Here is a 26,478-nt window from a genome sequence, read left to right on the forward strand (position 1 = left end):
GGATCAGGGCTCGTTCTTCGGGTGGGCCTTGGCGGCGCCCTCATCCTTGAAGATGCCGAATTCCGGCGTCCCGCCCTGCTTCACCCGGATGCGGTACATGCCGGTGGTGTTGAAGCCCCAGGCCAACGTGCCGTCGGGGGTGGCGGCGATGACGCCGCCGTCACCGCCCAGGGCCGTCAGGCGGTGCTGGATCACTTCATCCACCGCCGCCTGCAGCTTCATATGCCGGTATTGCACCAGGGCGCAGATTTCCCGCGCCACGGTCAGGCGGATGAAGTACTCGCCCGACCCGGTGGCGGAGACGGCGCAGGATTGGTTGGAGGCATAGGTGCCGGCGCCGATGATGGGGCTGTCGCCGATGCGGCCCGGCCGCTTGGCCGTCATGCCACCGGTGGAGGTGGCGGCGGCCACGTTGCCTTTGGCGTCCACGGCCACGGCGCCCACCGTGCCGAAGCGATGGGCGTCCGCCGGCTCGAAGTTTCTGAGGTCCAGCAGGGTGTGCTTGTCCGGCTCGGGCGGGGCGCCCGCCGGGCGGGGCGGCACGGGCAGGCCTTTCTCCGTCAGTTCCTTGACCAGCGCCTGCCAGCGCCGTTCGGTGAAGAACCAGGCGGGGTCGGCCTGTTCTAGGCCCGCTTCTTTGGAAAATGCGTCCGCGCCTTCGCCCGCCAGCATGACGTGCGGCGTCTTTTCCATGACGGCGCGGGCCAGGCTGACGGGGTGGCGGGTGTGGGTAACGGTGGCGACGGAACCGGCCTTCAGGGTGGCGCCGTCCATGATGGCGGAATCCATCTCATTGCGGCCGGCGGCGGTGAAGACCGCGCCCCGGCCGGCGTTGAACAAGGGGTCATCCTCCAGCACATTCACCGCCGCCTCGACCGCGTCCAGCGCCGTGCCGCCGGACTTCAGCACGGCGGTGCCGGCCTCCAGCGCCGCGGCCATGCCGGCCTGGTAAGCGGCCGCCGCCTCCGGCGTCAGCTTGGCGGGATCGACCGTGCCGGCGCCGCCATGCAGCTCCAGCGCCCAGGGGTGCACCTTTTCGGCCGCCAGCGCGGTGCCGCCCAGCAGCGTCCACCCCAAAGCCACACCCGCCAGCATCCGCGCGCCGGTCCTCGCCATACCCCTGTCCCCTTCAACGCCGTTATCCTTGACCGTCCCCAAGACGGCCGCCGATCATCACGCAGAACGGATAAAGGATAAAGGGCCCATCAGCCCGGAACATCAGCCTGCGGCCAGGCGCTCCCGCGCGCTCATGAACGGGCCGGTGGGCGCGCGGGCGGCGGCAAAGGCGCCGAAGCCGATGGGGCGTCGCCCGAGGCCCTGGCGCGCCAAGTGACCGGCCTGTTCGCGGCCGGGCTGCCGGCGTGATGGCGTGAAGCCTGGACGGGGGCGTGCCGCGCAGGCGATGATGGCGCCGTCCCAGACGTCCCCACCAAGGGGCCCCATCAAGGGGCCACATCAAGGGCAGCGCCGCCTCCATGACCGCACCGTCGACTCCGCCATCCGCCGCCCCCGCTTCCGGATGGACCCTCTGGCTGGATCGCCGCGTGCTGACGGTGCTGTTCCTGGGCTTCGCCAGCGGACTGCCGTACTTCCTGCTGTTCTCCACCCTGTCGGCCTGGCTGACGGAGGTGCATGTCAGCCGCACCGCCATCGGCCTGTTCGCCATGGTGCGCAGCCCCTTCACCTTCAAGCCGCTGTGGGCGCCGCTGATTGACCGGCTGCCCCTACCCCTGCTGACGCGCGCGTTGGGCCAGCGGCGCGGCTGGGCCCTGGTGACACAGGCGGCCCTGATGCTGGCCTTGTTGGCCATGGCGTCCAGCGATCCCGCCGCCAACCTCTATTGGCTGGCCATGGCCACCATCGCCACCTCCTTCGCCTCGGCCAGCCAGGACATCGTGCTGGACGCCCTGCGGGTGGAGTTGCTACCCGACACGCTGCAGGCGCCGGGGGCCGGCGCCTATCTGGTGGGCTACCGCCTGGGCATGATCGTCGCCGGCGCCGGCGCCCTGTACCTGTCCACCCTGGTGCCCTGGTCCACCGTCTACGTAATCATGGCCGCCCTGGTGGTGGTGGGCATGGTGGCCGTGCTGCTGGCGCCGGAGCCCACGCGTCCGCCGGCCCCGCCCCGCCAGCGCTTCGACGTCTGGGTGCAGGACGCGGTGGTGGCGCCCTTCACCCGCTTCGCCACCCGGCGCGGCTGGCTGGCCATCCTGGTGTTCGTGGCCATCTACAAGCTGGGCGACGTCTATGTGAACGTCATGGCCACCAACTTCTTCCTGAGCGACGGCTACACCAAGGTGGAGATCGCGGCGGTGACGAAGATGCTGGGCATGGCTTGCGCCATCGCCGGCGCCATCGCCGGCGGCACGGTGGCCGGGCGCACGGGCGCGGTGCGCGGCCTGTTCCTGTGCGGCACCTTCATGATCATCACCAACCTGATGTACGCCGTGCTGGCGACGCAGCCGCACAGCGTGACCCTGCTGGGCCTGGTGGTGGGGCTGGAATTCTTCGCCGGCGGCATGAGCGCCGCGGCCTTCACCGCCTTCCTGTCCCGCCTGTGCGACACGGGCTTCACCGCCACGCAGTACGCCCTGCTGTCCAGCCTGGCCACCCTGCCGCTGGACATCCTGTCGGGCGGGACCGGCTGGCTGGCGGACCAGCTGAATTCCTGGCCGCTGTACTTCACCATCAGCGCCGGCCTGGGCATTCCCGGCCTGGTGCTGCTGGCCTGGCTGGCGCGGCGGGCCGACATCCATCACCGGCCGGCGGAAGAAGAAGCCGTTGCCGGTCAGGACGGGCCGCGACCCGTGCCAGCGTAATCGGCACGCGGTGCCGCCTCCACCGTCACAGCACCCAGGTCGATGCCGGTGTCCGCACCCTTGCCTGACAGCCTTACGCTGCCCCCCACCAGGCTGACGCTGTTGCTCACCCCGGCGCCGCCCAGGGTGCGATCCACGCCCGCCAATAGGCCGCGTAGATTGATGGGCCGGTCGGCATAGATCACCGGGTCCAGGATCTGGGTGCGCAGCACCAGCCGGCCGCTGGTCAACGAGGCCAGCGGGTCCACCTCCACCACCGCGCGGGCGGCGGTGATGGACGGCCGGTCCGGCGTCAGGGGATTGGCCAGGCTGAGGTCATGCAGCACCAGGCGGGCGATGACGCCACGCTGCACCTCCGGCTCCGCCCGCACCACCACGCCGCTGGCGGGGTCGTCGCTCACGCGCGCCATGACGGTCTGGGCCCAGCCGGGCAGATCCACCGCGTAGGGGAAGACCACTACCAGGACGACCGCCATGAGGATGAGGAACCCGACCAGGCGGAACAGCAGGCGGAAGGGGGCCGTGATCAGGGACAGCATGCGGGTTTGGCGGCGTCCAGGCGGATAGGATGCGGCCGTGACTGTATCGGTGGTATCATTGCCCCGCCACCTGTTCTTCGCCGCGCCGATCGCCCGGCGTGGCAGGGATTGGCGCCTGATAAGGGCCGCGTTGGGCGGCGCATCGGACCCATGCCGAAAAATGCGCCGGGGCTTTGGCGAGGGCCTTGACAGCGCCGGGTCAGGTGTCCTACATGACGGCCCTCACCAACGCCGGCCTGTCCGGCGGCGGTTTATGGCAGCGTAGCTCAGTGGTAGAGCAGGGGAATCATAATCCCTTGGTCGGGGGTTCAAATCCCTCCGCTGCTACCAATTCGGTGGTGTCTAACCCGCACCGGCCGCTTACACGAACCCCTGGGGCGACCTGCACGGACCCCAGGGGTTTGTTGTTTCTGCATCATCCCGACAGCGCTTACTGGCCCACGGTGCTGCCGACCGACCCCGGTTCCGGCGCCTCGCCACCCAGGACACGCACGAACAGCAGCTCGTCGCCCTCGCTGCTGGCCAGCGTCAGGGTATCCAAGTCGCGGCCGGGATCACGCTCGCGGGTCAGGGTGGTGGCGTTGGCCAGGACGTTCAGGTAGTCCTGCTCCAGCTTGGCACGTTCCGGCGACAGGCAGGCCATGCGGGTGGTGGCGGCCGGCAGCACCTGCAGGTATCCCCCGCCCAGGGTATAGCCGCCGCGATAGCGGTTGCAGCCGGCGCTGCCCGACAGGATGTTGGCCGCCCCATCGCGGCTGAAGCGTATGCTGATCGGCCCGCCGTTGCCGCCGGGCATGAGAGGATAGGCGCCGCCGTTGCGCTGCTGCCAATGCTGCAGCTCCCATCCCGTGCCGGCCAAGTCCTCCGCCGAGACATTGGACACCGGCGTGGGCATGGAGCACCCCACCAGGGCCAGAGCCGCCAGGCACGTGATCGCGACGGTACGCAGCATCCTCATCCTCCCCAAGGTGTCGGCAAGCCCTTGTTCCGCATGCCGAATGTGGTGGGGTCAGACTACGCGCGGGCAAAACCGCTGGCGATACCTCCCTTATGCGTGCGCCGTCCGGCTAGGGGGCCTTGCCCTCCGGCCTAAGCGGATCCGTTTTCCAGAACCAGGCGAAGGCGACCGTCCGCGCTGAAGGCCGCGACGTCGGTCCAGAGCGGTTACGGCGGCGGCCTGGTAACGGCGGCGTGCATCAGGCGGCTGATGCCACCCAGGACCAAACCATCGGTGCGGCCCGCGAAATAGCGGGGATTCAACTCGACCGGCCCCACATCCTCCAGCGCGCCGAAGCCGAGCCCGCGCAGGTCGGCCGCCAGCGCATCGGGGGTGAAGAAGCTTCGCCACGGCTCGCCCTCCGCCGCCGCGCGGTCCGCCATGGCCTGAAAGGCGGCGCGCTGTCCTTCGCTCAGGGTGTCCGGCGGCAGGCTGTAGTCGAAAACGATGCCGCTGCCGATGGGCAGGGCCGCGATGGCGCGCAGCGTGTCCACGATGGCATCGCGCGTGAGATAGATGGCCACCCCCAGCCAAGCGACGAAAGCCGGCCGACTCCGGTCAAAGCCGGCACGGGCCAGCCCCTCCGCCAAGGTGTCACGCTCGAAATCCACGCCGGCATAGGCGACGCTGGATGGCGGCAGGATGCCCGCCGTCGCCAGCGTGTCCCGTTTCCACGCCTGCGTCGCCGGATGATCCACTTCGAACACCCGCAAATCAGGATAGGGATTGCGGTAGGCGAAGGTGTCGAGGCCGGCGCCCAACACCACGTACTGCCGCACGCCATCAGCGACGGCGGTGGCCAGCGTGTCCTCGGCGAACCGGCTGCGGGCCACGACGGAAGCGCGCAGGAAGCGCACGGTGGGCGTGCGCAGCCGCGCCTCATCCGAGCGGATGCGCGCCTCGGCACCTGGCCCCAGGATGGGCAAGGCGACCGGATCGGCGAAAACCACCGGCCCGTCCATGATCTGGTGCGCCGCCCGCAAACCGGCGACGGCAAGGGCGGTGCGGCTGGGGCGCCCGGCATCCATTAAAGGAACCTCAAGCAGCGACGGCGGTGTGCGCCTTACCCTTGGCCGGCGTCAGGCGAATTTCCACGTCCACGTCCAGATCATTCAGGAAACGCAGCAACCGATCCAGGGTAAAACCCGACAGCTTGCCCCGGACCAGGGCGGACACCTTGGGCTGATCAATGCCCAGGATTTGCGCCGCCTGGGCCTGGGTCAGCTTACGTTCTTCGATCACGTCACTGATGCGCGACGCAATTTCCGCCTTGACCTGGCGTATTTCCGGGTCAGGCAAGCCTAAGTCCGCGAAGATGTTGCCGCTACTCACCATTACGTCGTTACTCATTGCGCTTATCCTTTTGGCGCCGACGATGATCTTCTTCAGCCAACTTCAGGCGGGTCCGAATTAAATCCATATCGGCTTGAGGGGTAGCGATACCCCTCTTCGATTTCTTCTGAAAGGCATGAAGGACATAGATGGCGGCTTCAAAGCGGACCGTATAGACGCACCGGTACGCATCCCCATCATGGTCATCAAGCAATTCTAAAATCTGACTGCCGCCAAAGCCCTTCAGCGGCTTCGCATTGGGATGCTTTTTCCCAATTTGGGCTTGGTAAAGTCCGAAGCCCACCAAATCTTGAACATCCTCAGGAAATTCCCTCAAATCCTTATGGCTTGAGGCTACCCATCGGACTTCTCGTCTTCCCAAAACCATAACCAGTATGCCCCTCCTTAGGGCCGGCTGAATGGGTGGTCATTTCAGCTTCTCCTTCATCGTCAGGTCGTCAGGTCGTCAGGTCGTCAGGTCGTCAGGTCGTCAGGTCGTCAGGTCGTCAGGTCGTCAGGTCGTCAGGTCGTCAGGTCGTCAGGTCGTCAGGCACGATATGCCAAATTTAGCATTCCCTCAAGCGCAGAGCGCTCGGCTGGATTTCCAAGCTGGGTCTAAGGTTTCTATTTGTGTGGCGGCAGCTTAGACCGCGCCCACGATCCAGCCACCACCCAGGACGCGGTCGCCCTGGTAGAAGACGGCCGCCTGGCCGGGAGCGACGCCGAACTGGGGCTGGTCCAGGTCCACGATGGCCCCCCCGGGGGAGGGGCCCTCATCAGTCAGGAACAGACGGGCCGACAGGGCCGGCTGCGCGGAGCGTAGCTTGACCGTCACGGGCAGCCCAGCGGCCGGAGCGGCGCCGCCCAGCCAGTTGACCTCGCGCACGGTCACACGGGTCCGGGCCAGGGCCGCACGCGGGCCCACCACCACCTGGGCGCTGGCGGCGTCCACGCGCACGACGTACAGCGGATCGGTGTCGCCGCCGGGCTCCACCGCCAGGGTGGCATTGCCGCCCAGGCCTAAGCCCTTGCGCTGGCCCACGGTGTAGTTGATGACGCCGTCATGCCGGCCCAGCACACGGCCGTCGACATGGACGATGTCGCCCGGCGTGACGGCGCCGGGACGCAGGCGGTTCACCACGGCGGCGTAGGAGCCGTTGGGGACGAAGCAGATGTCCTGGCTGTCGGGCTTGTCGGCCACCGGCAGGTTGTAGCGGTCGGCCAGCGCCCGGGTTTCCGTCTTGGGCATGCCGCCCAGGGGGAAGCGCAGGAAATCCAGCTGCGCCTGGGTGGTGGCGAACAGGAAGTAGCTCTGGTCCTTGGACGGATCGGCGGCGCGGTGCAGTTCCGCCCCGTTGGCGCCCTGCACCCGGCGCACGTAGTGCCCGGTGGCCAGCGCCTCCGCCCCCAGATCGCGCGCCTGGTCCAGCAGGTCGCGGAACTTGACCCGCTGGTTGCAGCGCACGCAGGGGATGGGCGTCTCGCCGCGCAGGTAGCTGTCGGCGAAATCCTGCATCACCGCGTCGGAGAAGCGGGATTCATAGTCCAGGACGTAATGGGGGATGCCGATGGTCTCGGCCACGCGGGAAGCGTCGTAGATATCCTGGCCGGCGCAGCAGGCGCCCTTGCGCCCCACGGCCATGCCGTGGTCGTACAGCTGCAGGGTGACGCCCACCACGTCGTAGCCCTCCTCCTTCAGGAGGGCCGCGGTGACCGAGCTGTCCACCCCGCCGGACATGGCAACCACCACGCGGGTGTCGGCCGGTGCCTTATCGAAGCCTAGGGAATTCATGGGCCCGCATATGGGCCAAGATGCGCCAAAGCGCAAGCGCGGCCTGGCGGTCATTCCCGCAAGGCCGGCCTGTGCGTTTGCACGCCCTCAGACGCCGGGCGCCCGCACCGCGGGCTTGGCTTTCTCGCTCCGCCCTTCGGTGCTCGCTCCGGCGCCCGCGGTCGCGGGCTACAACGGCATGAGGAGAACCTCATGCCGTCGGCATCACTTGGCGCCCGGCAGCTGCACGACCAGGCCGTCCAGCTCTTCGGAGATGCGGATCTGGCAGCCCAGGCGCGAGGTCTTGGTCAGGCCGAACGCCAGGTCCAGCATGTCCTCCTCATCTTCCTTGGCATCCGGCAGCAGGTCGTACCATTCCGGCGCCACGACGACGTGGCAGGTGGAGCAAGCCAGCGAGCCCTCGCAGGCGCCTTCCAGATCGATGTTGTGCCGACGCGCGACCTCCAGGATCGACAGGCCCAGCGGGGCGTCCACCTCGCGGCGGGTTCCATCGGTCTCAACGAACGTCATCTTGGGCATGGGATCTGGATCACTCTGATAAGGGTTGGCCAATAAACGGGTCATCACCGGCGGGCGCCCCGGACGCCGCCCGGATCAGCCTGCTTTGGTAGAGGGCGGCGGGCCACTTGTAAAGATGGCGTCACGCATGCCGGCCGCCAACGGGGCGCCCGCGACGGGACGCGTCATGGAACCGACACGGACGGCGCTGTATGAAGGTCGGAAATCGTCACCCATGGCTCACCCATGACAGACAAGGCCCGCCCCATGCCGTCCCTTCGCTGGCTGTTGCCATCGTTCCTGGCCCTCGCCCCAATGGCCGCCCTGGCGGCTCAGCCCGCCGTCGCGGCCAAGCCCCAGGGCGCAAAAGCGGCACCGGGCGATGGTCCCCAGGGCATCGCCAACCTGAATCCCATCGCCCTTGAGTACGGCGTCAACACCCTGGACAACTTCGCCCCGGACGGACGGACGGCCATCGTCATCCGCGCCTGGCGCGATAACGGCAACGCCTGGGGCCACGCCACCTACATGGTGATGATGAAACCGGCCGGCGGCGACCGCCACGGCTGGAACCTGGTGTCGGTCGAGGCGGAGACACCGCCCGGCGTGGCGGAAATCGTCCGCGACAGCCCGCATACATTTGAGGACGCCGTGCGCTCCGTCATCTTCGCCCACGGCACGGTGGAGGGCAAGCCGCAGACCTTGCTGCTGATCGCCACCCGCAAGATTGGGGACTCCGTCCCCGACCCGGCTCCCACCACCATCGCCGTCTATCAGCTGACCGCCAACGCCCAGGACGACGACCCGGTGGGCACCACCGCCGACACCTTCCGCCGCATCCGCAACTGGCAGACCAAGAAGCCCTATTGCAGCAGCGACGCCGCCCTGGCAACCGAACTGCACATCCCCCGCCCCGCCGACAGCGAGGCGCCGGAGACGGCTGACGGCTGTTCCTGACCTCATCCCAATCCCCGCTTCCGCCAGGATCCGTAATGGCTTAGCTTGACGGCCAAACGGTTCGGGCGCCGGATCGCCCGCGATGGGATTTGGCTGGATGGGGAATGGCATGACGATGGGCAAGGGCGCGGCACGCGCGGTGGCCGCCTTGGGTTTGGCGTTGACGCTGGCGGGGTCGATGACGGCACCGGTGGCCCTGGCCCAAGGGGCGGCCCAGGGGGCGACGCAACAGGGGCAGGACAAGCCCTACAGCGTGTCGGAACACTACACCAAGTACGAATACCGCGTTCCCATGCGCGACGGCGTGGAGCTGTTCACCGTCGTCTACGTGCCCAAGGACCAGTCCAAGACCTATCCCTTCCTGATGGTGCGCACGCCCTATGGTGTCGGCGCCCGGGTGGGCAGGGAGCTGTGGTACGGCAGCGAGGCCTATCCCAAGCAGCTGGGCCCGTCACCGGACTTCGACAAGTCCGGCTACATCTTCGTCTTCCAGGACGTGCGCGGCCGTTTCATGTCCGGCGCCAGCTGGGTGGAAATGCGCCCGCACATCGACGTCAAGAAGTCCAAGACGGACACCGACGACAGCAGCGACATGCACGACAGCGTGGACTGGCTGCTGAAGAACGTGCCCGGCAACAACGGCAAGGTCGGGATCTGGGGCATCAGCTACCCGGGCTTCTTCACCTCCGCCAGCATCATCGACAGCCATCCGGCAATCAAGGCCGCCTCCCCCCAGGCGCCGGTGACCGACCTGTACATGGGCGACGACGCCTACCACGGCGGCGCCTACATGCTGGCGGCCAACTTCAGCTTCTACGCCGCGTTCAAGCCACAGAAGAACCCGACCACGGAACCGCGCGGCTGGTCGGACTATGATTTCGGCACCACCGACGGCTATGACTTCTACCTGAGGAAGGGCAGCCTGGCGCAGATTAGCGACCTGTTCAGCAAGGAGGATGGGATCAACTGGCGCGAAATGGTGGACCACCCCACCTACGACGATTACTGGAAGCCGCGCGCCATCGCCCCGCATCTGAAGAACATCAAGGCCGCCGTGCTGACCGTGGGCGGCTGGTTCGACGCGGAGGATCTGCACGGCCCCTTCACCACCTACAACGCCATCGAGGCGCAGAACCCCGGCACGCCTAACAACCTGGTGATCGGCCCGTGGGTGCACGGCGGCTGGGCCCGGTCCTACGGCCGCAAACTGGGCGCGGTGGACTTCGCTTCCGACACCGGCGACTACTACCGCCGGAACATCCTCTTCCCCTTCTTCGAACAGCACCTGAAGGGCGCGCCGGATGCCAAGCTGGCCAAGGCCACGGTGTTCGAGACGGGCACCAACGTCTGGCGCCAATACGCGTCCTGGCCGCCCAAGCAGGCGCAGACCCGCACCCTGTACCTGCAGCCCGGCGGCGGCCTGGCCTGGACAGCGCCGGCGCCGGCCAAGAACGGGACCAAATTCGACGAATACGTCAGCGACCCGGCCCATCCCGTGCCCTACGTCGGCTATGTCACCACCGACGTGCCCAAGGAGTACATGGTGGCCGACCAACGCTTCGCCACCACCCGGCCCGACGTGCTGGTCTACCAGACCGCCCCGCTGGAGAACGACGTCACCATCGTCGGGCCGGTATCGCCCAAGCTGTTCGTCTCCACCTCGGGCACCGACAGCGACTGGGTGGTGAAGCTGATCGACGTCTATCCGCAGAACCTGCCGCCCGGCCAGGCCGGTGGGGCGGAGGGATCGACCGACCCCAAGGCCGACGTGCCGCCGCCGTCGGTCGATCTGGGCGGATACCAGCAGCTGGTGCGCGGCGACCCGCTGCGGGCCAAGTTCCGCAACAGCTTCGAAAAGCCGGAACCCATGGTGCCGGACCAGGTGACGCCCATTCGCTACGCCCTGGCCGACGTCAACCACACCTTCCGCCGCGGCCACCGCATCATGGTGCAGATTCAGAGCAGCTGGTTCCCGCTGACGGACCGCAACCCGCAAACCTTCGTCGACATCCCCAATGCCAAGCCGGAGGACTTCAAGGCCGCACGCGAACGCGTCTACCGCAGCCCCGACTACCCGTCGGCGCTGGAGGTGCGGGTGATGCCGGGGGTAGGCGCGCCCTGAGCCGTCAGCGCCGGGCGGGGGCGCGCCGCAGGTCATCAATCAGCGGCACGATGGCCAGCAGCAGGAGCAGCAGGGCCAGGGGCACCGTCACGGAAAAGCCGATGACCTTGAAGCCCAGGGCGCCCAGTACCCCGCCAATGAAGAATGAGCCGACCAGGCTGGACAGCAGGCGCAGCTTGGCCAAGTCGGCGTGGACGCGGGTGGCGTCCTGGCCGGCGGCCCTGACGGCGTCCGGCGCCCGCCGGTTCCAATAAAGCATCTTGCCCAGCTCGATCCCGATATCCGTCACCATCCCCGTCAGGTGGGTGGTGCGGATGCGGGCGCGGGATATCTTGGTGATGATGGCGTTCTGCAAGCCCATGATGAAGCACAGCAGGGGCACGGCCACGTCCAGGAAATGGGGGACGGCTGGGCGCAGCATGCCCAGCGCGCCGAAAAGCAGCAGCAGGGCGGCCTCCAGCGACAGGGGCAAGGCGTACTGGCTGGTGTTGGCCCGGCGCCGGCCCCAGTTGATCAGGATGGCGGAACAGGCGGCGCCGGCCAGGAAGGCGCCCAGGGCGCGCAGCCCCATCAGAACCATGTCGGTGGCGCCCAGCACCAAATTGTCGGCCAGGCCCGACACCACCCCCGACATGTGCGAGGTGTACTGACCCACCGCCAGGAAACCCCCGGCATTGGTCATGCCGGCGACGAAGCACAAGGCCACGGCCAGCTGCGTATCCTCCCGGTCGCCGCGTTCCGGCGCGATCAGGCGTCGCAGACGGTCGAGCGGCCCCGCGGGGCCCGGCCGCCGGGCGCCGCCGTCAAAGGAGGAAACGCTGGTGTAAGTCTTGTCCATGCCCCGCACCCGGTGCCTGCCGGGCGGTCCAGGCGCCGCCCATTGCCAAACATAGCGCCTGAGGGCGGGGGATGATCAAGGATTGGGGATCGATAGGCCGGGAATCAATCCACGTCGGGCGGCGTCACGGCGCCCAGCGCCTCACCCAGCTGCTGGCACAGGGCCAGGCGCTCGGCCAGTGCCGGCACGGCGGCCAGGTTGTCGTTGTGGAAGGCGGCGGACAGGTCCACCAGGGTGCCGGCGATGGCGCCGATGACACCGAGGGTCGCCTGCTCCAGCTGGTCCTCATCCACCGGGTTGGCGGCGTGCAGCTCTGCCACCTGGGCCGCCAGATCGGCCATGTCGGCATCCTCCGGCCCCTTGCCCGGCGTGCCCGGCAGGTCGCCGTCCGGGCGCACCAGGTCCAGGAGATAGCGGGCGCGGGCCGCGGGATCGCGCAGGGTGGCGTAGGCCTGTTCCACCGCCTGGCGGTGCCGGTCGGCCAGGGCGCGTTCCTGGGGTCCGCGCGACTTCAGCCGTTCCGGATCCAGAATGCGGGTGAAGCCGGCGCGCTGGCGGTCCAGCACCGCGCGCTCGACATCGAAGCGGCGTTCCAGGTTCAGGCGCGCGAAGGCGTCCAGGTCGGCCGGCGGCTGGATGGAGCCGCAGTTGTGGCAGAACAGCGCCCGGCCGGAGACCGGCTTGCCACAGGCCCAGCAATCCCCCATGCCGCCCGGCACCACGCCGGAGACACCCTGTCCCGCCCCGTTCTGCGGGGCTTTGTTCCCACCACTACCCTCGGCCATGCGCCCGCCTACCCCTGCTTCACCCCGCCCCCGGGGAGTCATACCCTAGCCCGGCCTGCTTAAGCCAGCCGGGGCGCAACCCTACTGCTGCCGCGCCGTCTGGGAAACGACAGACTGCCTATCCTGTGGCGATAGGTGTGCCTGCTGCGCCGCCGGCGCCGGCGCGCGGCGGCCATGCAGAGCCGTCCAGGCGCCGGCGAAGTGCTGCACCTCATCCTCGGTGGTCGACCAGCCCAGGCTGACGCGGATGGCGCAACCGGCCAGATCCGGGCCCATCCCCATGGCCGCCAGCACGTGGGAGGCCGCGACCTTGCCGCTGGAGCAGGCGGATCCGCTGCTGACGGCGTAGCCCACCAGATCCAGCGCCATCACCTGCGTTTCCCCCCGCCAGCCGGGCGTCACCAGGCAACTGGTATTGGCCACGCGCTCCGCCCTGGCGCCGGCCACCACCAGTTCCGGCGCCGCCGCCCGCAGGCGCGCCTCCAGCCCGTCGCGCAAGACCGCCAGCCGGTTGAAGGCGCCGGCGTCGCAGGCCGCCGCCGCCGCGCCGAAGCCGACGATGCCGGCCACGTTCTCCGTCCCCGCCCGCCGCCGCCGCTCCTGACCGCCGCCGCGCAGGATGGGGGCCAGGGGAACGCCGTCCCGCACGGCCAGGGCACCCACCCCCTGGGGCCCGCCGATCTTGTGGGCGGAAACGGTCAGGTAATCGGGCGCGAGGGCGGCCCAGTCCCAGGCCAGGCGGCCCACCGCCTGGCTGGCGTCGCAGTGAAACAGGGCGCCGTGGCGCCGCGCTAGGGCCGCCACCTCGGCCACCGGCTGGATGACGCCGGTCTCGTTGTTCACCGCCATGAGCGACAGGAAGGCCGGGCGGCCGGCAGCACCCAGCATCATGTCGAGCGCGCCCAAATCGACCACGCCATCCGGGGTGGCCGGGCAGCGAAGGGCCCCCGGGGTAGCCTCCAGCACGCTGGCATGCTCGATGGTGCTGGTAATGACGGGGCGGTCGCCGGCGCTGGCCAGCGCCAGGGCGTTGGCCTCCGTCCCGCTGCCGGTGAAGATCAGCGTGGCGGGTGGCAGGTTCAGCAATGCTGCCACCTGGCGGCGCGCCACCTCCACCCGCCGCCGCGCCTCACGCCCCTGGGCATGGACGGAGGACGGGTTGCCCGGCAGGGACAGCGCCGCCACCATGGCCGCGACAGCCTCGGGCCGGGGCGGGCAGGTGCCGTTATGGTCGAGATAGGTCGACGGCATCAGGGTGAACCGGTTGGAAGGGACGGTCGGGGCGCTCAGCAGGGGGGGCGGCCGGGCTTGCCGCACTCCTCGTCCCCGACGCCGGCCCGGACCATCTGAGGGGCGATGATCTCGGGGGAGACCAAGGGGACGATGGGGGCCGCCTGCTCCAGCTCCTCGATGCGGCGGCTGAGAGTGCTGACCTGGTCGGTCAGCGCCTGCAGGGCGCGGGCCACGGGGTCGGGCAGGTTGTTGCAGGGCGTGCCGTAGGCCAGGAACTGGTCCTTTTCCGTCTTGGCCTTGGCCGTGACGGCGCGGGCCGGGATGCCGACCATGGTGGCGCCCGCCGCGACGTCGGCCACCACCACCGCGTTGGCGCCGATGCGTGCCCCCGACCCGATGGTTATGGCGCCCAGGATCTTGGCACCGGCGCCGATGATGACGTTGTCGCCCACGGTAGGATGGCGCTTACCCTTGCTGAGCGAAGTGCCGCCCAGGGTGACCGCATGATAGAGGTGGACGTTGCGGCCGATCTCCGCCGTTTCGCCGATCACCACGCCCATGCCATGGTCGATGAAGAATCCCTCGCCTATGGTGGCGCCGGGGTGGATTTCGATGCCGGTGCCCATGCGGGCCAGGTGCGAAATGAATCGGCCCAGCGTCGGCCAGCCGTTACGCCAGCAATGGTTGGCCAGGCGGTACAAAAGCACAGCATGTAGGCCCGGATAGCACAGCAGCACCTCCAAGGTGGAGCGCGCCGCCGGGTCGCGGGCTTTAATACCCTCGATCTCTTCTTGAAGACGCTTGAACACCGATGCGCTCGCTGTGGTATAAATCGCGCCCGGAATGGTCGTCTGCCATCATTGCAGCCTGGCCGTCCCGAGAAACGGGGGGTCAGATTGTCCGATGCGTCCGCACATGGCTCCAGGAGGCCCAGCCTTGCGATATAAGATCGCGTGCATGCGGGGTCAAGCGATGCCAGCGCCACGGGCCTTGATGTGGCTGTTTTCCCCCCGTGCGGGTTCCAACGGTACGGGTACCACGTCCCATACAGCAGCGGAAACGGAGCACGATGCCTGAAGTCATCATCAATGGACCGGCCGGCCGGATCGAGGGGCGCTACCTTCACGGCAAGTCGACCAACGCCCCCATCGCCCTGCTGCTGCATCCGCACCCGCAGTATGGCGGGACCATGAACAACAAGGTGGTCTACACCCTGTTTCACGCCTTCGCGCAGCGCGGCTTCTCCTGTTTGCGCTTCAACTTCCGCGGCGTCGGCCGCAGCCAGGGCACCTATGACCGGGGCGAGGGCGAGCTGTCGGACGCCGCGTCGGCGCTGGACTGGCTGCAGACCTACAATCCCAACGCCACGGCCTGCTGGATCGGCGGCTTCTCCTTCGGCGCCTGGATCGGCATGCAGCTGCTGATGCGCCGGCCGGAGATCGACGGCTTCGTGTCAGTGGCCCCGCCCGCCAACATGTTCGACTTCAGCTTCCTGGCGCCCTGCCCGTCCTCGGGCCTGATCGTCCACGGCGACAAGGATGAACTGGTGCCGGACGCGGCGGTGACCAAGCTGGTCAACAAGCTGTCCAACCAGCGCGACATCAAGATCGACTTCAAGAAGGTCGAGGGCGCCAACCACTTCTTCAACGATCGGTCCGACGCGTTGAACGAGGTCGTGGGCACCTACCTGGACAGCAACCTGGGCAAGACGCTTGCCGCCGAATAAGGCCGGCCCGGACTTTCCCCGAGTACGCACCCGGCCCGGACGACGCGCCCCGATGGCGGTTTTCCGGGCGGTGGTCCTTTTGTCATGCGGCGGCGCGCTGGGTTATGCGCCGGCGGCGCGCGCGGTCATTGATGACGCGCCTCCACCCAACCCCACGCTGGTGATGGTCTTCGCGGAGCAGCCGCCCGTGCTGAACTGGAACCGCGAGACGCAGCAGCCCTATGGCCCTCTGGTCAACACCATGAACCGGGTGGCGGCCCGCGCCGGCCTGACCCTGGTGTGGCAGGAGCCGTGGACCCGGCGGCGGCTGTTGAACGACCTGGACACCGGCCGCCAGCCCCTGTGCACCCTGAACTGGGCGTTGACGCCCGACCGGGCCCGTCGTTTCAAATTCACCGATCCGTTGGGGCCGGCGCCGGATTGGGTGCTGCTGGTCCGGGCCAGCGACCCGCGCATCGGCACCAACCCGACGCTGGCGGACCTGCTGACCCGCCCAGACCTGGTCTTCGGCTTTTCCGACGGGTCCTGGGCGGACGAACGCTACATCCAGCCGGGGCGCCCTGACCAACCAGGGGCGGGCCAACCAGCGGCAGCCCCCGCGCCCGACGCCCCCAACCGCGAACGGGTGCGCGGCGGCCAGAGCACCCTGGTGGCCATGGTGGCCAAGGGCCGCATCGACTTCGCCCTTATCAACCGCCTGGCGCTGGACCGCATGCTGGCGGCACGGCACATCTCCCCGGCGGACCTGCGGACCATCCCCGCGCCCGACGCCGGCCCCAGCCAGCCGGGCCGCGTCATGTGCACCCAGTCGACCGCCAGCGCCCTGATCGACCGCCTGAACCAGGCCATCGCCGAAGAGGCCCGCGTGCCCTTGGCCGGCGATTGAGGCCACCCGCCTCACAGCACCATGCCGCCTGACACCTCGATACGCTGGCCGTTGACCCAGCGATTGGCCTCGGTCAGCAGGCTGGCAATCATGGGGCCGATGTCCTCGGGCACACCAGGGCGGCCCAGGGCGGTCATGTCGGACACCCGCTTGTTGACCTCGGGGTTGTCGCGGACGATGCCGCCGCTGAAATCGGTCATGACGGCGCCGGGGGCGACCGTGTTGGCGGCGATGCGGCGCTCACCCAATTCCTTGGCCAAATAGCGCGTCAGCACCTCGACCGCCCCCTTCATCGCGGCGTAGGCGGCGCTGCCGGGGACGCAGACGCGGGTCAGGCCGGTGGAAACGTTCACGATGCGGCCGCCGTCGTTCATGAGGGGGAGCAGGGCCTGGGTCAGGAAGAACACGCCCTTGAAATGCACGTTGTAGAGGGCGTCCAGCTCGGCTTCCGTCGTTGTGGCGATGGCGTTGTGGTGCGAGGTGCCGGCGTTGTTCACCAGGAAATCGAAGCGCTCCACGCCCCAGCCCGCCAGCACGGTCCGCACCTGGTCCACGAAGCCGCCGAAGGTGGCGGCGGCCCCCGTGTCCAGCCGCAGGGCCGCCGCCCTGGCGCCCAGCCCTTCGACCGCCGCCACCACCTTGTCCGCCTCGGCCCCGTTGGCGTGGTAGGTGAAGATCACGTCCATGCCGTCGCGAGCCAGGGCCAGGACGGTGCTGCGCCCCAGGCCGCGGCTGCCACCCGTCACGATCGCCACCTTGCCCTTTGACATCACTGAATTTTCCAAGGTCATCGCTCATCTCCGTGCGAATGGGTGTTGACCTGGAAGATAGGCGCCGGCCCGTTTCGCTTGAATGCCGGAACCCCGCTAGTTCTTGCCTGATCCTGCTCGGCTTCCCACTTCCTGACGCAACGGCCCCCAAGCGGGCCCCCAAGCGAGGGTATGGGATATGTTGGACGCCCTGGTTGAGGCGGTGAGCCGCTACACGGACGCGCAAAGCGGAAGCAGCCCTTATCTCACCGCCATCGACGGCTTCATCGTCATGCGCACCAACCAGCAGAAGCCGCCATCGCACATCATCCACAAGCCGGCCCTGTGCCTGGTGGTTCAGGGCGCCAAATGGACGGCCTTCGGCGACCGGCGCTACCACTACCGCGCCGGACAGGCCCTGATGGTCAACGTGGAGATGCCGGCCTCCGGCCAGGTCAGCGAGGCCAGTCCGGACAAGCCCTACCTGGGCATCGTCATCCAGCTGGACCTGGGCATCCTGCGTGAGGTGTGGGAGGGGCTGGACAATCCCCTGCCCGTCAGCGACGCCACCGGGCCCGGCGTCTTCGTCACCGACTTCGACGGCCCCTTGGCCGACTGCGCCCTGCGCGCCGTGCGCCTGCTGGACCAGCCCCAGGCCATTCCGGTGTTGTATCCCGCCATCATGCGCGAGATCTGCTACTGGCTGCTGAGCGGTCCGCATGGCGCGGAGGTCGCGCGCATGACCCTGGCCCAGAACCATACCCAGCGTGTCATCAACGCCATCCACATGCTGCGGGCGCGCTACACCGACGCCATTCGGGTGCACGAGCTGGCGGCCGTCGCCCAGCTGAGCCCCTCGGCCTTTCACCGGCATTTCAAGGCCCTGACCTCCATGACGCCGCTGCAGTACCAAAAGCGGCTACGCCTGCTGGAGGCACGGCGCCTGATGGTCTCAGGCGCGGCCAACGTCGAGGACGCGGCCTTCCAGGTCGGATATGAAAGCCCGTCGCAGTTCAGCCGCGAATACGCCCGCATGTTCGGTGCCCCGCCCCGGCGCGACACGGAGGCGCTGCGCCGATTGGAAGGCAGCCGGGCGGCTTGATCGAGAGCGCGACGCCGAGGCCAGCACCGTTCCCGTCGTCACTCCCATTCCCCACGAAGAACCTGGCTGGTTTTACGGGCCGGCGTTTTATAGGAATGGGGGATGTGATAACAGACGTCTTCCTTTTCGACAGACGTTTCCCAGCTGGCAGAGTTCATCCATGAGCAGCGCGTCCCCCTACGCCCCCAAGTCCGAGTTCCTGCGCGTCATGACGGAGCGCGGGTTCTTCCACCAGTGCACCGACATGGAGGCGCTGGACGCCGCCTTCCTGGCCGGGCCGGTGACGGGCTACATCGGCTTCGACGCGACGGCGGACAGCCTGCACGTGGGCAGCCTGGTGCAGATCATGATCCTGCGCTGGCTGCAGCGGACGGGGAACCGGCCCATCGCCCTGATGGGCGGCGGCACCACCAAGATCGGCGATCCGTCGGGCAAGGACGAATCCCGCCAGCTGCTGACCAACGACGCCATCGCCCAGAACATCCTGGGCATCCGCAAGCCCATGGACCGGCTGCTGGATTTCAACGACGGCCCCAACGGCGCCATCCTGGCCAACAACGCCGACTGGCTGGATGAGCTGGCCTACATCCCCTTCCTGCGCGACGTGGGCCGCCACTTCACCATCAACCGCATGCTGACCTTCGATTCCGTGAAGACGCGGCTGGACCGGGAACAGCCGCTGACCTTCCTGGAATTCAATTACATGATCCTGCAGGCCTATGACTTCGTGGAGCTGAACCGCCGCTATGGCTGCCAGCTGCAGTGCGGCGGGTCGGACCAGTGGGGCAACATCGTCAACGGCGTGGAGCTGGGCCGGCGCGTGTCGCAGGCGGCCCTGTTCGGCCTGACCGCCCCGCTGCTGACCACCGCATCCGGCGCCAAGATGGGCAAGACCGCCAACGGCGCCGTCTGGCTGAATCCGGAGCGGCTGAGCGACTGGGACTTCTGGCAGTACTGGCGCAACACCGAAGACGCGGACGTGGGCCGCTTCCTGCGGCTGTTCACCGAGCTGCCGCTGGATGAGATCGCGCGGCTGGAGGCCCTGCAGGGCGCCGAGATCAACGAGGCCAAGAAGATCCTGGCGAACGCCGTCACCGCCCTGATGCGCGGGGAGGAGGCGGGCGCTGCCGCCGCCGAAACCGCCCGCCAGACCTTCGAGCAGGGTGCGACATCCGAGGGCCTGCCCAGCATCGACGTGGGCCTGGCGGAACTGGAAGAGGGCATCCCCGCCTATGCCCTGCTGCTGCGTTCCGGCCTGGCGGGCAGCAACGGCGAGGCCCGGCGCCTGATCAAGGGCGGCGGCGCCAAGGTCAACGACATCCGCATCGCCGATGAGCAGGCCAAGATCACCGCCGCCGACATCACCGACGGCGACATCATCAAGCTGTCGTCCGGCAAGAAGAATCACGCCCTGGTGAAGGTCGTCCGCTGATGGGCGGCAGGGGCATGATCCTACGCCTGGTGTTGGTGGGCATGGCGGCGCTGGTCGCCCTGTTCGGCACGCTGGGGATAGTCGTGGGCCTGCGGGTGTCGGCGGTTCTGCTGGGCCTGGGTTTCCTGGCCGCCCTGCTGCGGGTGTGGACCAAGGTGAAGCCGGAGCGGCGCCTGCGCGCCACCCTGCGGCTGGTGCTGTTTTCCGCCCTGATCCTGGTGCTGATCGAGCGGCTGGCCGTTCTGGGCGGCTATGGCGTGCAGCTGCATGAGGGCCTGCGCCTGGCCTTCGGCCTGGCGCTCTGACCCCCGCCTGTCCATAGGACTCAAGGGGCCCCACGCGCGACGGCGTTGCCCGTCCGAACGGCATAGGCGCGGCACCTTGCGGGCTGCCGCGAACGTGCCAGACTGTGCCCTTGGGTGGCCACCGGGGGCGGCGCCACCCCAGAGATAGGCAGGGGCGCCATGTCGGGGGACGACAGGGATCAGGGGGCCGCGATCGCGCAAACGGCCGACGCGGCCATAACCGGGGCGGCAACCGGGGCGGCGGTTTCGGCACATCCGCCGGCCGGTCCCGTGGCCCGTTGCCTTTACCGCGTCCGCGCCAGCCTGGGCCGGTGGGTGACCATCGCCTGGACCCTGGCCTTGCTGTGGCTGGGCGCCCTTCGGCACCGCGCGGGTGCCGCCCTGTTCGGACGCGCCCGCGCCTGGGGGCAGCGCCTGTCCTTGTTCCTGACCCTGACCGGCCCGCAGGCCGCCGCCGGCACCTTGCGCCACTGGCGCGACTGTGCGCTGGACAATGCCGCGCGCCACATGCGGGACCAGCGCAGCACCGGCGCGCCCGCCCGCCTGCGCCGCGCCTGGATCGCCCTGGCCGTGCGGGCGGGCTATGTCCTGGACCACCAGGCGAGCCGCCTGACCTGGCGCTTGGCCCGCACCCTACGGGTGATGGAGCGGCAGGCCGCCGCCCCGGCCCGGTTGGGTCCGCCGCTCCGAAAGGGCCCGGGCGCCCCGTCGCGCCTGGCCGCCCACTTGGCCTCCCACATGGCCGCCATGGGCTGGGGCGTACTGGAGAGGCTCGCCAAGGGCCTGGACGGGGCGGGCCGACTGGTTTGGCGGGTCAGCGCGGTAATCAGGGCGGCAGGCAGGGCCGAGGCCGGCCGGGCCGGGCGCGCCGTCCTGCGCCGGGGTCGGACCTGGGGGGCGGCCGGTCTGGCGCTGCTGCGCCGGTTCCATGCCCGTCTGCGGCCAGCGACCGCATTGGCCCGGCAGTGGCTGGCGCACCGTCCGCGCCGCGTGGGGCGGATGGCGCGCGACACCTCGCGGACCGCCGTCCGGACCGCTTTGGCCCGTGCCCGCGCCTATCCCTGGCGCCGCCTGGGCGCCCGCCTGCTGGTGCCGGTGCAGTGCGCCGCCGGTATCCTGTTCGGCCTCAGCCTGCTGCGCCGGGGCGACACGGTGCACATGCTGGCTGGCGGCCTGCTGGCCACCGCCTTCGTGTTAATGGCCATCATTTACACCTGGATGCAGACCCATCAGCCCGAGGCGGAGGCGCCCGGCACGGCAGCGGCCGAAGAGACGGCCGCACCGGCGGATATGCCGGAACCGGCGCCGGTGGTGGCGGTGCCCACCGAGAAGACGATTGACCCGCCGCCCTTGGCGGCGCTGGAGGCGGTGGCGCCGCCCGAGATATCGTCGCCTGAGGCGCCCCTGGCCAAGCCTCGGCGCAAGCGGACCCGGCGTAAGACCGCGGCATCGCCAACACCGTCCCCGCCCTTGGTCGGCGACCTGGCAACGGGCGCCTGAGCCGGGGCGGCGCACAAGCGCCGGCTGAAATTGGCCCCTCGCCGTCACCCCATAATGGCATTGATTTGCCTTGCCCCTGCAATACCATGGACGCTAACGCCCTGATTTGCGGGGATGCCTGATTTACGGGGATGAACGCGGGGGACACTGAAACCATGCTGCAGATCGACGGTCTGACGCACACCTATGCCAACGGCGTGCAGGCGCTGCGTGGCCTGACCCTGGACATTCCCCGGGGGATGTTCGGCCTGCTGGGCCCCAACGGCGCCGGCAAATCCACCCTGATGCGCATCGTCGCCACCCTGCAGCAGCCGTCCGGCGGCCGCGTCACCTTCGATGGTGTCAACGTGCTGGCGGAACCCCAGCGCCTGCGCCGGGCCCTGGGCTACCTGCCCCAGGAATTCGGCGTCTATCCCCGCGTTTCGGCGGAGGACATGCTGGACCACCTGGCTGTGCTGAAGGGCCTGTCCAACAAGGCGGAACGGCGGGAGCAGGTCACCGCCCTGCTGCAACAGACCAACCTGTACGATGTGCGCAAGAAGGCCCTGTCCGGCTTCTCCGGCGGCATGCGCCAGCGCTTCGGCATCGCCCAGGCCCTGCTGGGCGACCCGCGCCTGATCATCGTGGATGAGCCCACCGCCGGCTTGGACCCCGAGGAACGCAACCGCTTCCACGGCCTGTTGTCGGAGATCGGGGAGAATGTGGTGGTCATCCTGTCCACCCACATCGTCGACGACGTGGCCGACCTGTGCCCGCGCATGGCCATCATCGAGGGCGGGCAAATCGTGGCCCAGGGCGACCCCGCTGCCCTGATCGAGGGCATGCGCGGCCGCGTCTGGCGCAAGGTGGTGGCCAAGGCGGAGGTCGAGGCCTACCGCCAATCCCACCAGGTCATCGCCACGCGGTTGGTGGGCGGGCGCAGCGTGCTGCACGTCCTGGCCGACAGCGACCCCGGTGCCGGGTTCGAGGCGGTGGCGGGTGATTTGGAGGACGTCTATTTCGCGGCCCTGTACCAGCGGCGCCATCCTGCGGTGCTGGCCGCCTGACGCCGCCGGCCCCTGACCGCCCTTCCCCTTTTTCCGCAACGGACAGGTCACCCCATGGCCGCGCTGTGCCTTCTTGCCCGCATCGCCTGGTTCGAGCTGCGCTATCAGCTGCGCCAGCCGGCGTTGATCATCAACTTCCTCATCTTCTTCCTCATCACCTTCCTGGCCACGACGGTGGAGCAGATACAGGTGGGCGGCCGCAGCAACGGCGTCCACATGGACAGCCCCTTCGTGGTGCTGCAGATCGCGGGCATCCTCAGCCTGTTCGCCATGACCATGGTGCTGCGCGGCCTGACCGACCCGGTGCTGCGCGACGCCGACACGGGCATGGCGGGCATGGTGGGCGCGACCCCGGTGCCCCGCCCCCTGCTGCTGGGCGGGCGCCTGATGGGCGCCATCATCGCCTGCGCCTTCGCCATCTCCTCCTGCCAATGGGGCATCATCGTCGGACGCCTGGCCTGGTGGGTGGATCCGGAACATTTCGGCGCCTTCCGCCCCCTGGATTACCTGTACGCGCTGGGCGTGTTCAGCGTTCCCAACATGCTGGTCACGGGCGCGCTGTTCTTCGCCGTGGCGGCCTTCACCCGTCGCCAGATGGCGACGTATGTGGTCATGATCGCCCTGATCGGCATCTACGCCGTCAGCAGCAACGCCATGTCCGACCCCAGCTACCGCACGCTGGTCGGTTATCTCGACCCCTTCGGCTTGTCGCCCTACGCCAACGTCACCCGCTATTGGACGGTGGTGGAGCGTAACACCCAGCTGCCGCCCCTGGCCGGCATCCTGCTGGCCAACCGGGCGATATGGATCGGAGTCGGCCTGGCGCTGTTCGGCATCGGGCTGGCGGGGGACGCCTGGGCGGTGCGGCGGGGGCCCCGGCCGGCTGCCGCCGCCAAGGTGGCCACGGACGCGACCCTTCCGCCGGCCGTGCTCCGGCCCGTCCCGCCCCGCCTGGGTTTGGGCGCGGCGTGGCTGATGCTCCGCCGCCGCCTGGCGTTCGAGGTGGGCGCCACCCTGCGCAGCCCCAGCTTCTGGATCCTGCTGGCACTCAGCACCATCAACATGACGGCGTCGCTGCTGCTGCAGAACAAATGGTACGGCACGGAAACCTACCCCGTGACCCGCCTCATGGTGTTGCTGATCCTGGGCACCTTCACCATCGCGCCGCTGGCCATCGCCAGCTATTACACGGGTGAGCTGGTGTGGCGGGAACGCCAGGCGGGCATGGCCGACATCGTGGGCGCCACACCGGCCCCCGGCTGGGTCTTCACCCTGTCCAAGTTCCTGACAGTGGCCCTGGTCATGGCCGGTCTATGGCTGGTCGCCATCCTGCCATCGGTCGGGGTGCAGATCGCCCGGGGGCCCGTGGCCATCGAGCCCGGCCTGTACCTGACGCCGCTGCTGGGCATGGCCTTCCCCGACATGTTGATCGTGGCGGCGTTGACCCTGTTCGCGCAGGTGCTGTCGCCCAACAAGTTCGTCGGCTATGCCGTCATGGTGGTCTACACCGTCCTGCTGGCGACGGCGCAACGCCTGGGGCTGGAGGACAACCTGCTGCTGTACGGCGGCGCGCCGGACCTGCACCTGTCCGATATGAACGGCTATGGCCATTTCCTGGCGGGCCATACCTGGTTCAGCGTTTATTGGGGGGCGGCTGCCGTGCTGCTGCTGCTGCTGACCCACCTGATGTGGCCGCGCAGCCGCACCCTGACCTGGCGCGACCGGGGCCGGGCGCTGATGACCGGCTGGACCCTGCCCACCGGCGCCCTGGCGGGATTGCTGCTGGCGGCCTTCGTCGCCAGCGGGGTGTGGATCCACCACAACACCCATGACCTGAACACCTTCCACAGCCGGGACGGGGACGAGGCCCAGGAGGTGGCGTTCGAGCAAGCCTACCGCCGGTACGAGAGCCTGCCCCAACCCCGCATCACGAGCGTGTCGGTCGATGTGGACCTTTATCCCGCGGTCCAGGGCTTCGACGCGCGCGGACGCTATGTCCTGGAAAACCATACGCAAGCCCCTCTGTCCCAGGTGCACATGGTCCTGCCCGTCGGTATCGACTTGGAGAAAGCGTCGCTGGAAGGCGCGCGGCTGACCACCGAGGATCACGCGCTGAACTACTACATCTTCACCCTGGACCAGCCGCTGGCCCCCGGGGACCGTCGCTCCCTGGACTTCACCATCGGCCAACGCCACCCGGGTTTCACCAACAACGCCCGCGCCCCCATGGTGGTGGATAACGGCAGCTTCATCGGCTATGGCCGCGCGCTGCCCGTCATCGGCTTCACCAAGGCCCGGCTGCTGCAGGACCGGTTCCGCCGCCGCAAGCACGGGCTGGAGCCCATCGACCGCATGGCCAAGCTGGAGGACCAGAGCCAGTGGACGGTGTCGGACCTGGGCCCCGACGCCGACTTCGTGGATTTCGAGACCACCATCTCCACCGTGCCGGACCAGATCGCCATAGCGCCGGGCTACCTGGAGAAGGAATGGATGGCCAAGGACGCGATGGGCTGCGACCGCCGCTATTTCCACTATCGCACCGACACCCCCATCGCCCATTTCGAATCCTGGCTGTCCGCCCGCTACACCGTGGCGCGCGACACCTGGGGCGAGGGCGAGCACGCCGTGGACCTGGCGGTGTATTACCATCAGCCCCACGCCTGGAACGTGGACCGCATGATGCAGGGCATGAAGCGGGCGTTGACGTACGCCAGCCAGAACTTCGGCCCCTATCAGCACCGGCAGTTGCGGGTGCTGGAGTTCCCGGACTACAGCCGCTTCGCCCAAAGCTTTCCCAACACGGTTCCCTATTCCGAGGGCATCGGCTTCGTCAGCGACCTGCGCGACAAGACCAAGATCGATCCGGTGTTCTACGTCACGGCGCACGAAGTAGCCCATCAATGGTGGGGCCACCAACTGATCGCCGCCAACGTCCAGGGCGGCACCCTGCTGGTGGAAAGCCTGGCGCAGTACACCGCCCTGATGGTGATGGAGCATGAATACGGCCCCAACCAGATCCGCAAGTTCCTGAAGTTCGAACTGGACCGCTACCTGGGCGCGCGTGGGCACGAGGATCTGGAGGAGTTGCCGCTGGTGCGGGTGGAGGGGCAGCCCTACATCCACTACCAGAAGGGCTCGCTGGCCATGTACGCGCTCAAGGATTATCTGGGCGAGGAGACGGTGAACCGGGCGCTGGCCCGCCTGCTGAAGGAAAGCCGGGCCCGCACCGACCGCTACGCCCTGTCCACCGACCTGGTGGCGGCCTTGAAGGCGGAGGCGCCGGACCAGGCCGACCTGATCAGCGACATGCTGGAAAAGATCATCCTGTACGACCTGAAGGTCACGGCCTCGCATGCCGAGGCCCTGCCCGACGGCCGGTACAAGGTCAGCGTGACCGTCAGCGCCGCCAAATTCGAGGCGGACGGCCAAGGCAAGGAGGCGCCCATCCCCTTCGTCGCCATGCCCATCGACATCGGTCTGTTCAGCGCCGAGCCGGGGAAAGGGGCCTTCGGTGACCACGACGTCATCCACCTGGCCAAGCACCCGCTTCATTTCGGCGACCAGACCATCGAGCTGGTGGTGGACAGGAAGCCGGCGTTCGTCGGCATCGATCCCTACAACAAGCTGATCGACCGCAATTCCGACGACAACGTGGCGCGGCTCGGTCCGTAAACCTGGGCCAGTGACGGCGTGAACAACGGCAGTGACGCGTGGGGCAGTGACGCGGGGGGCGGTGACGCGGTGCCCTGGTGCCCCCCGTCACTGCCGTTTCCATTCCTGCGCGTAAAATGCCGGCGCCAGGCGGATTCCGCCCGTTGCA

24 protein-coding genes, 1 tRNA gene and 1 pseudogene are annotated in these 26,478 nt (G+C 68.6%); 12 read left to right on the top strand and 14 right to left on the bottom strand.

The window, feature by feature from the left end; translation table 11 throughout:
• Positions 1-3: 3 nt before the first annotated feature.
• Together Y958_RS20975 and Y958_RS20980 are read right to left on the bottom strand one after the other, a co-directional pair.
• On the bottom strand, positions 4-1,116 hold the full coding sequence (locus Y958_RS20975; protein ID WP_088873810.1) for an isoaspartyl peptidase/L-asparaginase family protein: 1,113 nt from the start codon (positions 1,114-1,116) through the stop codon (positions 4-6).
• 102 nt (positions 1,117-1,218) lie between these two features.
• On the bottom strand, positions 1,219-1,446 hold the full coding sequence (locus Y958_RS20980; RefSeq protein WP_145727655.1) for a hypothetical protein: 228 nt from the start codon (positions 1,444-1,446) through the stop codon (positions 1,219-1,221).
• Between the two features lie 29 nt (positions 1,447-1,475).
• Between Y958_RS20980 and Y958_RS20985 the strand changes: the two genes are divergently transcribed.
• Positions 1,476-2,819: an AmpG family muropeptide MFS transporter gene (locus Y958_RS20985; protein ID WP_088873812.1), complete on the top strand. Its 1,344-nt coding sequence runs from the start codon at positions 1,476-1,478 to the stop codon at positions 2,817-2,819.
• On the opposite strand, the gene Y958_RS20990 is transcribed toward Y958_RS20985, so the two are convergent.
• Positions 2,789-3,358: a hypothetical protein gene (locus Y958_RS20990; RefSeq protein ID WP_088873813.1), complete on the bottom strand. Its 570-nt coding sequence runs from the start codon at positions 3,356-3,358 to the stop codon at positions 2,789-2,791. The two genes, Y958_RS20985 and Y958_RS20990, sit on opposite strands and share 31 nt — an antisense overlap.
• Before the next feature lie 255 nt (positions 3,359-3,613).
• On the opposite strand from Y958_RS20990, the gene Y958_RS20995 reads away from it, so the two are divergent.
• Positions 3,614-3,688 (top strand) — tRNA-Met (locus Y958_RS20995).
• 100 nt (positions 3,689-3,788) lie between these two features.
• Here the strand turns inward: Y958_RS20995 and Y958_RS21000 are convergent.
• The 6 genes from Y958_RS21000 to Y958_RS21025 form a co-directional block, all read right to left on the bottom strand.
• On the bottom strand, positions 3,789-4,310 hold the full coding sequence (locus tag Y958_RS21000) for an META domain-containing protein (protein WP_186291384.1): 522 nt from the start codon (positions 4,308-4,310) through the stop codon (positions 3,789-3,791).
• 212 nt (positions 4,311-4,522) lie between these two features.
• The gene (locus Y958_RS21005) at positions 4,523-5,383 is read right to left on the bottom strand and encodes a class I SAM-dependent methyltransferase (RefSeq protein WP_088873815.1); all 861 of its coding nucleotides are present in this window, start codon (positions 5,381-5,383) and stop codon (positions 4,523-4,525) included.
• Between the two features lie 10 nt (positions 5,384-5,393).
• On the bottom strand, positions 5,394-5,690 hold the full coding sequence (locus tag Y958_RS21010; protein WP_244909488.1) for a helix-turn-helix domain-containing protein: 297 nt from the start codon (positions 5,688-5,690) through the stop codon (positions 5,394-5,396).
• 7 nt (positions 5,691-5,697) lie between these two features.
• Entirely contained in the window at positions 5,698-6,075 is a 378-nt protein-coding gene (locus tag Y958_RS21015) for a type II toxin-antitoxin system RelE/ParE family toxin (RefSeq protein WP_088873817.1), read from the bottom strand.
• 255 nt (positions 6,076-6,330) lie between these two features.
• Positions 6,331-7,479 (bottom strand): tRNA 2-thiouridine(34) synthase MnmA, encoded by a 1,149-nt coding sequence (gene mnmA / locus Y958_RS21020; protein WP_088873818.1) that lies wholly within the window; start codon positions 7,477-7,479, stop codon positions 6,331-6,333.
• A gap of 204 nt (positions 7,480-7,683) precedes the next feature.
• Positions 7,684-7,998: a ferredoxin family 2Fe-2S iron-sulfur cluster binding protein gene (locus Y958_RS21025; protein ID WP_040848268.1), complete on the bottom strand. Its 315-nt coding sequence runs from the start codon at positions 7,996-7,998 to the stop codon at positions 7,684-7,686.
• Between the two features lie 246 nt (positions 7,999-8,244).
• On the opposite strand from Y958_RS21025, the gene Y958_RS21030 reads away from it, so the two are divergent.
• Both Y958_RS21030 and Y958_RS21035 read left to right on the top strand, forming a co-directional pair.
• Entirely contained in the window at positions 8,245-8,934 is a 690-nt protein-coding gene (locus Y958_RS21030; RefSeq protein ID WP_145727654.1) for a hypothetical protein, read from the top strand.
• Between the two features lie 109 nt (positions 8,935-9,043).
• Positions 9,044-11,056, top strand: coding sequence for a CocE/NonD family hydrolase (locus Y958_RS21035; RefSeq protein WP_244909490.1), 2,013 nt, complete (start codon positions 9,044-9,046; stop codon positions 11,054-11,056).
• Between the two features lie 25 nt (positions 11,057-11,081).
• Here the strand turns inward: Y958_RS21035 and Y958_RS21040 are convergent.
• The 4 genes and pseudogenes from Y958_RS21040 to cysE form a co-directional block, all read right to left on the bottom strand.
• Positions 11,082-11,816: pseudogene (locus tag Y958_RS21040) on the bottom strand (YoaK family protein); the annotation flags it as partial.
• A 182-nt stretch (positions 11,817-11,998) separates the two neighbouring features.
• Positions 11,999-12,679, bottom strand: coding sequence for a hypothetical protein (locus Y958_RS21045; RefSeq protein WP_145727653.1), 681 nt, complete (start codon positions 12,677-12,679; stop codon positions 11,999-12,001).
• Between the two features lie 81 nt (positions 12,680-12,760).
• Positions 12,761-13,996 (bottom strand): cysteine desulfurase family protein, encoded by a 1,236-nt coding sequence (locus Y958_RS21050; RefSeq protein WP_244909491.1) that lies wholly within the window; start codon positions 13,994-13,996, stop codon positions 12,761-12,763.
• Positions 13,966-14,721, bottom strand: a complete 756-nt coding sequence (gene cysE, locus Y958_RS21055) for a serine O-acetyltransferase (protein WP_050898013.1) — start codon at positions 14,719-14,721, stop codon at positions 13,966-13,968. Before cysE ends, Y958_RS21050 begins: the two co-directional genes overlap by 31 nt.
• A gap of 260 nt (positions 14,722-14,981) precedes the next feature.
• Here cysE and Y958_RS21060 point away from each other — a divergent pair, with 260 nt between their 5' ends.
• Together Y958_RS21060 and Y958_RS21065 are read left to right on the top strand one after the other, a co-directional pair.
• Positions 14,982-15,638: an alpha/beta hydrolase gene (locus Y958_RS21060; protein WP_004271979.1), complete on the top strand. Its 657-nt coding sequence runs from the start codon at positions 14,982-14,984 to the stop codon at positions 15,636-15,638.
• A gap of 52 nt (positions 15,639-15,690) precedes the next feature.
• Positions 15,691-16,524 (top strand): substrate-binding periplasmic protein, encoded by an 834-nt coding sequence (locus Y958_RS21065; protein ID WP_088873822.1) that lies wholly within the window; start codon positions 15,691-15,693, stop codon positions 16,522-16,524.
• 11 nt (positions 16,525-16,535) lie between these two features.
• Here Y958_RS21065 and Y958_RS21070 read toward each other — a convergent pair whose 3' ends face one another.
• Positions 16,536-17,294 (bottom strand): SDR family NAD(P)-dependent oxidoreductase, encoded by a 759-nt coding sequence (locus Y958_RS21070; RefSeq protein ID WP_211098635.1) that lies wholly within the window; start codon positions 17,292-17,294, stop codon positions 16,536-16,538.
• A gap of 178 nt (positions 17,295-17,472) precedes the next feature.
• Between Y958_RS21070 and Y958_RS21075 the strand changes: the two genes are divergently transcribed.
• The 6 genes from Y958_RS21075 to Y958_RS21100 all read left to right on the top strand — a co-directional run bounded on the left by Y958_RS21075 (position 17,473) and on the right by Y958_RS21100 (position 26,330).
• A complete protein-coding gene (locus tag Y958_RS21075) occupies positions 17,473-18,375 on the top strand; it encodes an AraC family transcriptional regulator (RefSeq protein WP_088873823.1) in 903 nt (300 codons plus the stop codon).
• A gap of 160 nt (positions 18,376-18,535) precedes the next feature.
• The gene (gene tyrS, locus Y958_RS21080) at positions 18,536-19,807 is read left to right on the top strand and encodes a tyrosine--tRNA ligase (RefSeq protein ID WP_088873824.1); all 1,272 of its coding nucleotides are present in this window, start codon (positions 18,536-18,538) and stop codon (positions 19,805-19,807) included.
• A 14-nt stretch (positions 19,808-19,821) separates the two neighbouring features.
• A complete protein-coding gene (locus tag Y958_RS21085; RefSeq protein WP_138918522.1) occupies positions 19,822-20,112 on the top strand; it encodes a hypothetical protein in 291 nt (96 codons plus the stop codon).
• Between the two features lie 270 nt (positions 20,113-20,382).
• Complete coding sequence (locus Y958_RS21090) at positions 20,383-21,612, top strand: hypothetical protein (protein WP_145727652.1); 1,230 nt, start codon at positions 20,383-20,385, stop codon at positions 21,610-21,612.
• Positions 21,613-21,767: 155 nt separating this feature from the next.
• Positions 21,768-22,658: an ABC transporter ATP-binding protein gene (locus tag Y958_RS21095; protein WP_088874136.1), complete on the top strand. Its 891-nt coding sequence runs from the start codon at positions 21,768-21,770 to the stop codon at positions 22,656-22,658.
• Between the two features lie 54 nt (positions 22,659-22,712).
• On the top strand, positions 22,713-26,330 hold the full coding sequence (locus Y958_RS21100; protein WP_244909492.1) for an ABC transporter permease/M1 family aminopeptidase: 3,618 nt from the start codon (positions 22,713-22,715) through the stop codon (positions 26,328-26,330).
• Positions 26,331-26,478 lie beyond the last annotated feature (148 nt).

Source organism: Nitrospirillum viridazoti CBAmc (genome assembly GCF_000730165.1).
Lineage (GTDB): Bacteria > Pseudomonadota > Alphaproteobacteria > Azospirillales > Azospirillaceae > Nitrospirillum > Nitrospirillum viridazoti.